This window comes from Spiroplasma endosymbiont of Dromius quadrimaculatus (assembly GCF_964031155.1).
Taxonomy (GTDB): Bacteria; Bacillota_I; Bacilli_A; order Mycoplasmatales; family Nriv7; genus Nriv7.
The window spans coordinates 868,456-881,936 of record NZ_OZ035010.1 but is presented as its reverse complement, the minus strand read 5'-3'; the positions used below and the strand labels follow the sequence as shown (position 1 = coordinate 881,936).

Sequence of the window (13,481 nt, the reverse complement as noted above, 5' to 3'; positions counted from 1 at the left end):
AATTTAACTCCTTTATTTTATTTTTTCAATATATATATATATATATATTATACAAAAATTCTTAAAATCATTAGAAAGATGGCGAAACCGATTAAAAATTGAAAGGTATGGTAAAAAGCTGGTACCGTTTTAAAAACCGGAAAAATGGTGGTTGAAAAGTTAACTGTTGCTTTTGCAATAATTGCTAACGGGCGTAAAATTGTAATGATTTGTGACGCCGTCAGCATTCAGTTTAGCATTTTAATACCAGCATTTTGAATGGCACAACCAATATCATTAAATGTTGGTATTCATCGTCCAGAATATTTGCAATTTGCCGGCGGAATTAAGTCATCTCATTCTGAGTTGGTTGAACCGTCAGGAATAAAGACTGTGGAATTTAAGACATTAAAGTCATAAATTTTAAAATTGTAATTAGAGATATTGCCTTTGTGATAAAGTGGAAAAGTTAAGGTAAAAATATTAATACCATAACGAATATCAATGTCGGTGTTAAGATAATTAATACTATTAGCAGTTTTGGTGGTTGGTAAGGCAATGAGTTTATTATCATAGGATTTAAGGACATTAAAATCAATTTGATAAATGCTATTGGTATTATTGTTAATAGCATTGTAATTCTCTTGGTGCATTTTTTTGTCAAAAGTAAAAAAATAACTTCTTAGTAATAATTCCGAATTACCAGTAACATTGATTAAATATTTTTTAGGATAAAAGGTAATTAATGAGCGATAAAAAAAACCGATTTGAATAAAATAATCCTTCTTATAGTTTTCTACACTTTTAAAATCAATTTCGGTATAAGTTTTCTCGTCCATATCAAAAGTAGCATAAAATAAACTAGCAAAGAAATTTCCAAGAATTTCGTAAATTTCATCAAAAGTATTTTTATAATTATTACTGTTAATACTAGGAATGTTGTTTTTAAAATAAAGGTAAATGTCATTTTTTAATTCAGGGTCGTATCTCAAAAAACTAAATTTAACATTAAGATAATTTAAGGTACCAAAAAGATACTTAATTAGATAATAATCGTTAGCATTTGCAGTGTTATATTTTCAGATCTCGGTTTCATCGTGTAGCAATTGTAAATAGTTATTTCCAGCAATTAGGGTTTTATTAAATGCCTTAATTTTAAGGATATTATCGTTGGTATCCTCTTGTTTTGGAATGACAATTTTAATTGTATTTGTTCCTTGCAATTGTGTACTTGTTTCAGTTGCAATGACTTTAATGATAAATGTTCTGTCAGCGATATTGTTTGTTGTTAAATCAAAAGTAGCTCTATCATCTAAGTAATTGTTGTCATTGTCTTTAATTTCTGTATTATAGTCAATGCCTTCAATTGCATTATTTACGCCAGCAAGATTGTTAATTTTTTCATTAAGTATTTTTTTAATTATTTTGATAACTTCAATTTTGGTTGCATTTGTCGGATCAATTATTTCTGAGTTTGGTAAAATAGTTGAATTTTTGTGATAAAAATAGCTTTCATTTTTAAAACCATGATTTTTAATCGTAAATTCTTTGTAATAATCTTTTTCTAAGGTGTCAATAAAATTAAAAACTGGTGTTCAATAAAGATAAGAGTAATTGAATTTGTCAAAATCACCACGATGAACCATTAAATAATCAAGGTTATCAATAACATCACTGTATTTATGGTTACCGTCAAAATTAGTGGTTGTTGTAGGTAATTCAATATCGGTAGTTTTTTTATGTTGAAAATTAAATTCTAATCAATTATAAAAATTCCGTGTTTTAATTATTTTACCTTTGATATTTGTTACTTTTAAGTCACCGTTTCTTCCAAGATTATCAGTTTTTAATGTGCTTATTCCTTCTTCATCTAAATAAATATAACTATTTTTCATAGCTAATGTATTTTTAAAATCAATTGGTAATTTATTTAATCCGCTTTCATTTTTATCAAATTCACTTAAGGCTATACTAAAATTTTGTCTAAATCCGTCTCACATTCAATTAATTCTTGCTTTTGATAAAGTAAATTCGTATGTTTCATTACTTTGTCTTTTATTTCTAATTAGTGGTTGTGATGTTGCTTTGTCATTGTTAATGTTTTGGGGAATAGTAAAAATGTTATTGAAACTAATAATTAACACGGTAAATATTTTCATAAACATTTTTATCACTCCTTTTTAAAATATTTTATTTTTCATTGTTCTTTTTTCTTTAATTTTTTTAATAAGTCACTCAATACCACAATTTATAATTACCGCTATTGTAATGCATATATCTAAATATCCTAGTATCATAAGTGAAATTAATGCTTCAAATTTTTCATATAATAATTTCAAATCATTAATTTCCAATTTTAAAAATGGAATGAAAAAGATAATAATCATAAAAATGTAAGGTAAAATTCTCCATCAATATTTTTTTAAAGAATTAATTAGTTTGTTTGATTTCATTTTTCAAGACTCTTTTTGCTTTAATTTTCTGAATAATAAAGCGGATTAATTTTTCAAATTTAATTGCAAAATATATTGCTCCGCCTCATCAAAAAACAAATATTCCTGCTAACATAATACTACTATTGAACTTGCCAAAGAAATCAACCATTTCTTTATTCATAAAATCATTAAATTCGCCACTTGTTCCGGTTATTCATTTAGTATCGAATGCTGTTAATGCACAAATTAATAAGCTTATAAAGATGAAAATGATACTTAATACTATTTTTAATCACTGTTTTTTAAAAGAATTTTTAATTCTTAATTTTAATGGCATTTTTTCTTTTGAATTATCTTTTTTAAATAATTTTCCTAAAAGTTTTTTCATTTTTATTCTCCTTTTGTGTTTAAAAATTTTTAATTTTTGGTTTTCAATTATTAAGTCTAATTTTTGATTAATATGAATAGTATTTCACTTTTCTAGTTCTAAGATTTCTTTATTTTTTTCCATTATTATGTATTTAAGAGTATTAACACTATTTTCTAATATGACATTAGCAATTTTTAATTTGTCATTCTCTATTTCTAATTCTTGTTTTTTAGTTCATTTTTCCATTTTTTACCTACCTTTAATTACAATAAATAAGGCAATAAGTACACAAGTAACACCAAGAATGGTAAAAATTGGGTGTTGCGAAAATGTTCGTGCCATTGGTTTAAATAGTTCTAAAATTGTTAAATTGCTAGTAATAAACTTTTGGAAATTGGCAAGTCCTTCGCTAATATAGTTTGTTAAAGTTTCAAAATGACTACCAGCCAGAAGTCCAAGAACAGTTATTAAGATAAAAATAATAATTAGTTTGAACATATTTATTTACTCTTTTGATTTCACGATTTGAAATTTTTATTTTGTCTAACTGTGGTAATTTGACCGCTTTTTTTGTGGTGAAAATTACCGACTTGTTTCTCTTGTTTGTTAATTCTAGCGGATATATCTTGTTGGTGTTTTTTAACTTTTCCTCAGGCACTTAAACGGCCACTATTTTTAACGGCATATCGGCGTTCTTGTTCTAAATTAACTTGTTGACTACCAAAACACCGAGAATAATTGCCATAAGAAATTCTACTGCAAGCATTAAGAATAAAGGAAATATTAGTTGAATTTTTGTTCCTGGTACTTCAAGACTTCAAATTAAATCAAAAACTTTATAAAGCATTTGGGCGAGAAAGTCGGCCATTTTTGCAAGATTTTCCATTTTTTATTGTTCCTTTTCTTTCATTTTTCTTAAAAAGTTGCTAAATTTATCCATTTTTAAGTATTCTAAGTCTTCTAAATCAATTGCCGTATCAGTATAGTATTTGTCTTCATAATCAGGATTTACTTTTGAATTTAAGTAATCTCTTAAAAATGCTAGATAAAAAGAATTGTAAGTGTTAAGTATTGGTAAAGGAATTTTTAGTTTAAAAAAATAAATATCAAGTTCAGGAATATCACGGTATTTAATGCGACGACCCTTTTTACTATTTTTAGCATCAATTAAGGTGTTTCGTCAGCGTTCATATTCTTCAATACTAGTAAAAGTACCATAGATGACTTTTAAGTAGGGACGAAAAATATTAACGGGTTTTTTGCGAATTCCCACAATCACATTATTGGCAATATCACGAACTTTAACTCAAATATGTTTATCTCTTTGACCGCTAGCGAGAACAATATGACCAAAATGCCGTGCTAAGGCGAAATATTCTTGGATACCGGTTTCTTCGTTTTTGGTATTATTTTTTTCTCAATCAGTTCCTTCTAAGAATAAATTGGTTTCATCTCACAAAAGTAAGGTTTTATCTGGTAATACCGGATAATCAAAGTCTAATAATCCCATATGTCCTAAACTTAATTTTTGGGTTTCTAGTAATGGAAAGGTTGAGGCGATGTGATATTTCTTCTTTTTTAGTAATTTTGATGCGTATACTAGAAAAGCAGTTTTGCCAGTCCCTAATGAACCAATCACAATATTTAATGGTGAGTTTTTTAAGAAATTAATAACTTTGTTAATTTGTGTTAAATTATCGATTTTAAAAAGGAAAATTAAAATGCAACCTGCTAAAAATAAATAGCTCACAATGTTTTTAAAATAACCGTTGTAAATATATCAAATTGCTCCTCAATGTCATAAAATTAAAAATGAGGTGCGATTCAATTCAATAAAATGGTTATTTTTTTCTATTATTCATTTGCAAAATTTCATCTTGCACCTCACTTTATTTTTTTGTTAGCGTACCGCTCCAAGTAATTTTTCAAACATTTTAAAGCAAATAAAGAATATTGCCAAAATAAATGGGAAAATGAAGATTCAGTAGTCAGCAAAGAAGTTACCGACTTGTGGCATATTAACAGCAATAATTTCTCACATTTTAGTAAACGCTGTTATAATTGCGTTTCACAATTTAGTCATCGCGTCACTAGCTGTTATCTTTGTTACTGCTGGTGCATCACATCAACTAAGAAAGTTCCAAACATATAATCACCCCCTTTCTTTTTAAAACATTCATCATTTATATTCAAAGTTTTTCTTAAATTTGTTAAAACCACGATTAACCTTAACACGATTGTATTTTTTCCTAATTAATTTTGAATTTCTTTGGGAATGCATCACAATGTAACTTCTTGACATTAATTTTGCCTCTATCTAAATACTGATATGGTTTTTCAAAGTAACATTAGAATAAATCACACCATAATCGCTGTTAGAAGTCAAAAAGCAATGTTTGCTATTAAAAGTCAAAGTGGTGCTTCGGTTAATTTAATTTCTTTACTACCAGTAATGTGGGCCGGAATAGTTGTAATTTGAATAAATAAATCTCAGAAAGTTTGTTTAATTTGTTCTCAATTAAATTCTTTTAAGTTTATTGTCATTTTTTATCTCCCAAAAATCATTTTTATTGGTAAATACATAATTGAAATTAATGCGAAAAGAAAAGTAATAATAATAATTAATCCGGCAATAAACGCAACCTGTGCAGGCATTTTTTCTATCGGAATAAACAGTTTTAAGAATTCCATAATAATTTCTCAAAACATTATTTTTTATTCTCATTATTTTCTTTTGAATTAGGAGCTTTAACTCATTCTTCAAAGCGGGCAATAAACACTTTTTCATCTTTTGTAAAATTACCAGTATTATTTTTAATGGCATTTTTATATTTAATTCTAATTTTTATTTTGGCATAAATTTTATAAGCAAAATATGCTAATAGCATTATGCAAATGATAATAAATATTATTCCAATCGCAATATTCATTTTTAAACTCCTTTAAAATAGTTATAATTTATATCTTTTTTGTTGTTTTCTTTTTCTGCAATGAAGAAACCTAATAATTCTTGTCCATTAATTAATTTGGTTTCATTTTCTTTTTGATTAATTGAAATTATTTGATATTTACTATCTTTTATTATTCCGATGCAAATAGAATTTTCATATTTTCCTTTATAAACAAATCGCTTTGGAAATCAAATGCCGATTTGTTTATTAAATCACGGTATTTTTGGTGCTTTAATAAACATTGCGTTTTGTGTTTCTTTTAAGAGATATTTTTTAGTATTTAAGAAAATGTTTTCAATGTTTTTCATAATAAATTACCTTTCTTATAAATAAACTAAGTTATATTAACTAAGTTAGTTAACTTAGTTTTTTAAACACTTATATATCGTAGATTTAAGTGTTTAACAAGCTTTGTTATTAAATTTTGTTTTTTTAATTAGATAAAGATTTTAATAATTTTAAACTTAGCATACCCCTATATAGAAATTTCTACACTTTAATGTCCGCATCCTACCCTTGGAACTAATTTAATAGCGTGTATATTTTTAGGAAATCCACCCATTCATTTTTTTATTGCAAAACGAAACAAATTGCTATAGCTAATAGGATGTTATCTATTAACTGGTAAACTTCTTTTGGTTATGGCGACCACCCACAATTTATCGTGCTTTAATACATACCAACATTATTAACTCACTTGTATTTAATTTTCAAAGAACAAATTTTTAACACCTTATAAAATAAAAAGACAATCATTGCTGACTGTCTTAATACTTATTCAAATATTTTCCCACCTAACAAAACTTTATGCGTCCTTTAAAAAAAGGACAGATTTAATTTAGTAGACATTTTTATTTAATTATTTATAATTAATTTGTATTAATTAGACTGTACAAATTTGAGAAAGGATTTTGATTGTTCGATAAATTCTATTAATTAGTAAAAATTAACGAAAAGGATTTGATTAATATGAAAAAATTACTACGAATCTTAGGAACAATAACAATAGCAAGTAGTGGAATGGCCGGGATTGTCGCCAATAGTCCAATGTCATTAAAGCGGGAAGAAACACTACAAGATAAAGATAAATTAACTGTTTTTCAAATAAATAATTTAGAAATAAATACAACAAAAACAATTTCTTTAAATAATTATTTAAAATTTATCAACAAAGATTTTAAAGAAATTGATGAAATTAATAAACCAATACAAAATATTGCAATTGATAGTCAAAATAATATTTATTTTAATACTATAAAAGATTCTTATAATGAGTATCTTGATTCTCTTTATATTTTTAAATATAAAGAAAAGAAAATAATATCAATTAATTTTTCTGATTTAATTCCCGATTCAAACGAAGAATTAATATCATTAGATATAAAAAATGATGATGTTTATATTTCTTTTGAAAACGATAAAATTTATTTATTAAAATCAGGTGAATTAACAGCAACAAAGATTGAAAATATTCCTAATAATCTCATTCACTATTATATAGATAAAAATAATAATAATATTTATTATCAAACAAAAAACAAGGATTTGTATATTTTAAAATCAGATGAATTAACAGCAACAAAAATAAATGGAATAAACACCGATGATATAATTTGAACAATTTACATAAAAGAAAATATAATTTATTTTGGTGATTCAAATGGGGCTTATTTTTTAAAAAACGGTGAAACAATAGCTACAAAAATAAATGGAGTAAAAAACAATATTTTAGCAATAGCTGTTGATAGTCAAAATAACATTTATTTTTCTAGGTGACGTGATGGACTGTATTTATTAAAATCAAATGAAACAAAACCAATAAAATTTAATAAAAAACATTTTGACCCCAGTTCAATTATAATTGATAAAAATGATAATATTTTTTTAGGTGAGGTTGATGTTAGTGTTCGTTATCTTGATAGTGGAAAACTTATAGATATTTTAGGTAAAAAAATGAATACATATTTAGATTTTATTATTGATAATAAAAATAATATTTATTTTGGAACAAAAAATTATGATATATACACTATCAAAAACAATAATAATGTTATACAAAAAATAAAAAATTATGTTAGTACTGATGTTCATAATATTGGTTCATCAGCTCTATCTCCTTTCTTTGTTTCACCAACAATACGAGGTTCCCAAGAAAGTTTTTCTGAGCGAAAAGGCCCAGGTGTTTACTTATTAAAAAATGGTGAATCAATAGCCATAAGAAATGAAGAAATTAATAATATAATAGTTAATTCAATAAATATTGATAAAAATAATAATATATTTTTTGCAACTAATAATGGTATATATTTTAAAAACTCATTAGTTGAAATTAATAATAATTTTAATTTAGGAGAAATTTATAGTAATGAAGATAAAATAATAATAGCGAATTTATTTTTAGAAGATCCTCTTATTTTTAAAAATAAGAAAATAAAAATTATTAGTAAATCTTCTATATATTCAAAAATATTAATAGAAAATGGATATAGTTGATCAATAATTAATGTTAATTATCAAATTACTAATGTAATTAATATTAATTCTTTTGAAAATCTATTAAATAAATTAATTAATGTAGAACCCGATGTATTACAATTTTTATTTCCACGGTGGTCACCGGGTGCAACAAATGTTTCAATTTCTAAAATAAAAAGTTTTGTTATTAACATTAATAATTTAAATTTTGGCAATGTTGAAGTTACAAGAGATTCTAAATTATTACATAAGACTAATTTTAAAGAAGCGTGTTTTAAAAAAAGAGAACGCATTAATACTTCTTCGATTAAAAAAACAGTTAAAATACCTAAATGTGACTATGAACAAAAATCAAAATTAGTATTTCAAATTACAACAGGATTAACTAAAACAAAACAAGAAAATAAATTAAATGGTTGAAACATAAATCCTGATGATGAAATGAAATTACATGACTTTGTTAATTTAAATAATAAAAATTCTAAAATCATTAATGTATTATCAAATGAATTTGATTTATCAAACACAAATAAACAAGAACAAGAAATGATTTTGTATTCTTTTAGTGATGTAGGAGATGAAATAGACTTGGCACCTCACGAACGCATAATATTTAAATATTCAGTAAGAGAAACCAACCTTGAAACCACATTAAATTTAAAACAAAAAATTAGCGGAACAATTAGTGTCAAAATAATTGATAATAATAATGAAGAACAAATAATTACATTGTCAATTAAAGAAGCGATGCAAATATTAAAAAAATATAGCTTATTACCAGATAAAATTACTATCAATGAAGATAACAGTATAACTTTTAATGGAAAAGCAAAAATTTCTTTGACACAAGAAGCAGAACCAAAATTAATTATTAATACTTCAATTATATAAGTATTAAATTTAGGAAAATAGTATAAAAAATACTATTTTCCTTTTTTGTAAAAAATAGTTAAAAACATTAAATATTTTGTAAAAAATAATTATTCAAACTTCTATAAATTATTTTGTTAAAAGTTTTTGTAATGTTTGAAATGGAGATTTATTTTTTAATGATGAATGACGGCGTTCAAAATTATAAAAGTAATAATATTTGTTTAAATAATGTTGAAGTTCATTTTGATTTAATTTTTTATCCTTGGAATAAAATAATTTGTTATAATGTTGATGAAATCGCTCGATTTTACCGTTACTCTGTGGCGAACGAATCGGCGTGGTTTCGTGGACAATTCCGTTCCTCGAAAGAAAGGTTGTAAAAGGCCTTTCTTTTACTTTGTATGCTTTTTTATTACTTCAATTAGTAGTAGTAAATTCCGGAGCATTGTCAGTACGAAGGCGTTTAATGGTTATGCCAAGTTCGCTGAAATCTTTCATTGCTCTTTGCACGGCATTAAGGGCATTGTTAGTTCCTAAACTATCATAAACATAACCAAATACTATGCGTGTTATTTCGTCAATGAAATCATAAATATAATATTTTTTATCAACCGGAAAATTTGATGTTGTAATAATTTTGGCATCCATTTGTAAAAGACCAATCTCGGAGACTTCATAACGCTTAAAATGGCGTTTTGTTTGTTTAATTTGTTGTTTTAATTCTTTTCAGCGAGGGTCAGATTTAATTCAGCGATAAAAAGTTTTGATGTTTTTAGGAACTTCTGAATTTTTAATATCGTGAAAATCGATTTTTAAATTGTTAAATAAAGACCACATTCCACTGGCTTGAAGATTTTTGTAATCAAAATATAAATCACATACCTTTTCACGAAAATTTAAACTATATTGATAATTAAGATTTTGTGGTTTTGTAGTTTTAAACAATAACAAATCTAAATTGTCAGAATAATAAGCGGTCATAATTTTTTGTGCCCAACGATAAAAGGTTTTCGTTGCATTCTTAAAATATTTTTTAATAAGTTTTGTTAAAGTAGTTTTTTCAATATAGAAATAAGTACATAAATTTAAATAAGCAGTAATGCGTTTTTTAGTTTTATAGTAATAAGGATTACGGCAATTAGCACTTAATCAACTTTGGATTTTTGCTTTTAAATCTGCTAAATCAGCTTGGGAAATAATATATTTCATTTTTTTAAACTCCTTAAATTAAGAAAATCGTATTAAAAAATACGATTTTCAAGAATGGTTATTAAATTACTAATTTTTATTAGGCATTTCGGCAGAGAATGAAACTATACGATAAACACTTGAAACTTTTTCAAATGAAATTTTGACATTAACAATTTCTTCGAGTCAATAACTATCAACATCGTAAGTAAAATTATAAATACGATAACCATTTATTTTTTTATAAACACCATTTTTGTTATAAAGATTAGTAAATTCTGAACTATACAAATAAAATTGTTTTTGTGGTAATGGAAAATCAGGTAATAAAATATCACTTTTGGTAAAATCAAGCAAAACAGCACCAGTATCTACACTAGGAATTATAACTAAACCACTATTCTTAACACTAGTAAAGTCTAAATCATATGATTTAAAATCATTACTATTTTTATTACACCCAGAAATAAGCATTACACATAATAAATTTAAAGCTGATAAAAATTTTCGCATAAAGAAAAACCATCCTTTCAAAGGAATTATATTAGACTTGGTACATAACTATAACATTTTATGCCTATTAGACTATAAAATTCGTTTTCGTCTTTGTATTTATCTAATATTTCTGCCTCAGCTAGAAGATAGTATTATCAAAATAGTAGATAAAATTAGAGGTTATGTACCAAGTCTATTATATAAAAATATTGGCAATATTTAAGAGAACTTTTTTAATATCATTAGTAAGATTGCTAATGGAACTACAAACTCAAATAACATTTGAAATGCCGGAATAACTTCAAACACCGGAAAGGCGGTTTTGGTAAAATTAATCGTTGTTTTAGCAATATCAGCAATAGGGCGAATTAAAAGATTAATCCCAGAAAGACCAAGTAATCAATTTAACACACTAACAGAAGCGTGCTGAATGCCACAAGATATTGCACTAAATAAGCCCCAATAAGAACAATTGGGCGTCGGAATTAAGTCATCCATATTACCACTTATTCCGCCACCAATAAAAGCTGTTGAATTCAAAATGTTAAAATCGTATAAAGAATAATGATATTCAGTGCTTTCATTTTTCTTTTTATATAGTGGGAAAGTCAGTGTAAAAATATTAATTCCATACATTACATCGACTTTAGCATTATAAAAATGCAGTTTATTACTAGTGGAGTTTCATAATTGATTATCATATGCTTTTAACACATTAAAATCTATTTGATAAGAACTTTTACCAGTATTAAAACCATTAGCAATTTGTTTATCTTTAACAAAGAAATAAGAACGAAAAATCATATTCTTACTATTTTCGATTGTTGAACCGAAGTTAATTAAATACTGTTTTGGATAAAAAGTAATTAAGGAACGATAGAAAAAACCCATTTGTAAAACATTTTTAGAAATTTGTTGCATTCCTTTGTAATCTAATTCTACATAAGTAGAAGTATCCATATCAAAACTTGCATAAAAGAATTGTACGAAAAAACCACCTAAAACTTTATAAATTTTATTAAATAAACCATTAATAAAATCAACAGTTAAATCTTTTCGATAATGAAGCATAAAATCTTTAAAATCAGTTTTTAATTTATCATCATAGCGTAAAAAATGGAAAGTATTACCATAATAATTAACTTGTCCAAAAAAGGTATTAATAAAATCTCCCCCAAAACTTGTTCGCGAGCCATTTCTTCAAAGTGATTTACCATTTTCTAAAATCTCATTCGAACCCACAATGCTACCATGCTCAGTTTTTATAGTAATAACATCACCAAAACTAGAAAAGGAAAGTTCTCTAAAAATAACTTTTTCAATAAAACCGGGTGGATATGAATTTTTGCGACTTAAACTAAATTTACTATTTTGTTTAAAACCATTTAATTTAATTGAAATTTCATTCATATATTTAAAATTATCGTCAAAGAAATTAAAAATTGGTACTCAATATAGATAAGAGTAATTAAATTTATCAAAATCTCGGCGTTGTATCATCAAATAATCTAACTTATTTTGAAACTGATTATACTGATATTCGCCATCACTTTTAGTTATTTGGGTTGGTAATGGTTGCTCGTTATCTTTTTCTGGCAAAGGGGGCATTTCGGCAGAGAATAAAACTATACGATAAACACTTGAAACTTTTTCAAATGAAATTTTGACATTAACAATTTCTTCGAGTCAATAACTATCAACATCGTAAGTAAAATTATAAATACGATAACCATTTATTTTTTTATAAACACCATTTTTGTTATAAAGATTAGTAAATTCTGAACTATACAAATAAAATTGTTTTTGTGGTAATGGAAAATCAGGTAATAAAATATCACTTTTGGTAAAATCAAGCAAAACAGCACCAGTATCTACACTAGGAATTATAACTAAACCACTATTCTTAATACTGGAAAACTCTAATTCACAACTATCTCCACATTGACCAGATTTTGTAGCTCGTTTTTCTCGTTTTATAAATAATTGTTCCATATTAGGTTTTGGTGGTTGTTTTGTATCAAAGAAAGCCCCTAATGGTACCAAACCAATAAACATTATTATAAATCAAGAAATAATCTTATGCATTTCATCACGTCTTAAAATTCTTTTTTATCGCTTTAAAAGCATCAGAAAATTTATAATGATTATGTTGTGGACATTCACAATTAGCAACTTGCATTTGATGCTTTCTAAAAACTTTATTAAAGTAATAAACCCTAATAAATAACTTAATAGCAGTTATTAACAAATAAACCATTAATAATCAAAAATACACTTTAAGAAATACATTTTGAAAATCAAATAATATAAAATCTTTAAAAAACCCATCTATATTAGTTCTAATTCTTGTTAAAAACACTCAAATTATAACCATAACAATATGAAATATAATAAAAAAATGCATAAAACTTAAAACACTTTTAAATCATTTAATGCTTAATATTTTCTTTAACTTTTTCATTTTTTAACTCCTTAAAATTAAATATATTGTTGATAAAATGCAAATAGTTCCTAAGATTTGGAAAATCGGATGTTGAGAAAATAACCTTATCATTGGTTTAAACAAATCTAAAATTTTAATATTATTTGATAGAACTTTATTAAAATATTCTAAACCCTCACGCACATAGGCTCATAAACCTAAAAAGTCATTTAAAGCAAAAATAGAAAAAACAGCAACAAGAATAAATAAAATTATTAATTTAAACATTTTAA

Annotated in this window: 18 protein-coding genes; 1 reads left to right on the top strand and 17 read right to left on the bottom strand. The window is 25.1% G+C overall.

Annotated elements, in window-relative coordinates:
• Positions 1 to 47 precede the first annotated feature (47 nt).
• From AAHM88_RS04965 to AAHM88_RS04910, 12 genes are all read right to left on the bottom strand, one after another.
• Positions 48 to 2,144, bottom strand: coding sequence for a hypothetical protein (locus AAHM88_RS04965; RefSeq protein WP_342262422.1), 2,097 nt, complete (start codon positions 2,142 to 2,144; stop codon positions 48 to 50).
• A gap of 15 nt (positions 2,145 to 2,159) precedes the next feature.
• Entirely contained in the window at positions 2,160 to 2,366 is a 207-nt protein-coding gene (locus AAHM88_RS04960) for a hypothetical protein (protein ID WP_342262244.1), read from the bottom strand.
• A gap of 43 nt (positions 2,367 to 2,409) precedes the next feature.
• Positions 2,410 to 3,030, bottom strand: coding sequence for a hypothetical protein (locus tag AAHM88_RS04955; RefSeq protein ID WP_342262243.1), 621 nt, complete (start codon positions 3,028 to 3,030; stop codon positions 2,410 to 2,412).
• A 3-nt stretch (positions 3,031 to 3,033) separates the two neighbouring features.
• Positions 3,034 to 3,282 (bottom strand): hypothetical protein, encoded by a 249-nt coding sequence (locus tag AAHM88_RS04950; RefSeq protein WP_215826579.1) that lies wholly within the window; start codon positions 3,280 to 3,282, stop codon positions 3,034 to 3,036.
• Between the two features lie 2 nt (positions 3,283 to 3,284).
• Complete coding sequence (locus tag AAHM88_RS04945; protein WP_342262421.1) at positions 3,285 to 3,605, bottom strand: hypothetical protein; 321 nt, start codon at positions 3,603 to 3,605, stop codon at positions 3,285 to 3,287.
• A 68-nt stretch (positions 3,606 to 3,673) separates the two neighbouring features.
• Positions 3,674 to 4,660 (bottom strand): hypothetical protein, encoded by a 987-nt coding sequence (locus tag AAHM88_RS04940; RefSeq protein WP_342262241.1) that lies wholly within the window; start codon positions 4,658 to 4,660, stop codon positions 3,674 to 3,676.
• Between the two features lie 24 nt (positions 4,661 to 4,684).
• Positions 4,685 to 4,867 carry a hypothetical protein gene (locus AAHM88_RS04935; protein ID WP_342223597.1) on the bottom strand — a complete coding sequence of 61 codons (183 nt, stop codon included), beginning with the start codon at positions 4,865 to 4,867 and terminating at the stop codon, positions 4,685 to 4,687.
• Positions 4,868 to 4,951: 84 nt separating this feature from the next.
• A complete protein-coding gene (locus tag AAHM88_RS04930; protein ID WP_338968593.1) occupies positions 4,952 to 5,086 on the bottom strand; it encodes a hypothetical protein in 135 nt (44 codons plus the stop codon).
• Between the two features lie 11 nt (positions 5,087 to 5,097).
• The gene (locus tag AAHM88_RS04925) at positions 5,098 to 5,328 is read right to left on the bottom strand and encodes a hypothetical protein (RefSeq protein WP_339024456.1); all 231 of its coding nucleotides are present in this window, start codon (positions 5,326 to 5,328) and stop codon (positions 5,098 to 5,100) included.
• Positions 5,329 to 5,331: 3 nt separating this feature from the next.
• Complete coding sequence (locus AAHM88_RS04920) at positions 5,332 to 5,493, bottom strand: hypothetical protein (protein WP_339024447.1); 162 nt, start codon at positions 5,491 to 5,493, stop codon at positions 5,332 to 5,334.
• Complete coding sequence (locus tag AAHM88_RS04915) at positions 5,493 to 5,714, bottom strand: hypothetical protein (RefSeq protein WP_342262239.1); 222 nt, start codon at positions 5,712 to 5,714, stop codon at positions 5,493 to 5,495. The genes AAHM88_RS04920 and AAHM88_RS04915 overlap by 1 nt, the downstream gene beginning before the upstream one ends.
• Positions 5,715 to 5,716: 2 nt before the next feature.
• Positions 5,717 to 6,043 carry a hypothetical protein gene (locus AAHM88_RS04910; RefSeq protein WP_342262238.1) on the bottom strand — a complete coding sequence of 109 codons (327 nt, stop codon included), beginning with the start codon at positions 6,041 to 6,043 and terminating at the stop codon, positions 5,717 to 5,719.
• A 661-nt stretch (positions 6,044 to 6,704) separates the two neighbouring features.
• Here AAHM88_RS04910 and AAHM88_RS04905 point away from each other — a divergent pair.
• Entirely contained in the window at positions 6,705 to 9,101 is a 2,397-nt protein-coding gene (locus AAHM88_RS04905) for a hypothetical protein (protein WP_342262420.1), read from the top strand.
• Between the two features lie 108 nt (positions 9,102 to 9,209).
• Here the strand turns inward: AAHM88_RS04905 and AAHM88_RS04900 are convergent, their stop codons facing one another.
• The 5 genes from AAHM88_RS04900 to AAHM88_RS04880 all read right to left on the bottom strand — a co-directional run bounded on the left by AAHM88_RS04900 (position 9,210) and on the right by AAHM88_RS04880 (position 13,476).
• Positions 9,210 to 10,292, bottom strand: a complete 1,083-nt coding sequence (locus AAHM88_RS04900) for an integrase core domain-containing protein (RefSeq protein WP_342262419.1) — start codon at positions 10,290 to 10,292, stop codon at positions 9,210 to 9,212.
• A gap of 69 nt (positions 10,293 to 10,361) precedes the next feature.
• Complete coding sequence (locus tag AAHM88_RS04895) at positions 10,362 to 10,784, bottom strand: hypothetical protein (protein WP_342262418.1); 423 nt, start codon at positions 10,782 to 10,784, stop codon at positions 10,362 to 10,364.
• Between the two features lie 201 nt (positions 10,785 to 10,985).
• Entirely contained in the window at positions 10,986 to 12,851 is a 1,866-nt protein-coding gene (locus AAHM88_RS04890) for a hypothetical protein (RefSeq protein WP_342262417.1), read from the bottom strand.
• Positions 12,844 to 13,227, bottom strand: a complete 384-nt coding sequence (locus AAHM88_RS04885) for a hypothetical protein (RefSeq protein ID WP_342262416.1) — start codon at positions 13,225 to 13,227, stop codon at positions 12,844 to 12,846. Before AAHM88_RS04885 ends, AAHM88_RS04890 begins: the two co-directional genes overlap by 8 nt.
• Positions 13,228 to 13,230: 3 nt before the next feature.
• Complete coding sequence (locus AAHM88_RS04880) at positions 13,231 to 13,476, bottom strand: hypothetical protein (RefSeq protein ID WP_338967003.1); 246 nt, start codon at positions 13,474 to 13,476, stop codon at positions 13,231 to 13,233.
• Between the last annotated feature and the right edge of the window lie 5 nt (positions 13,477 to 13,481).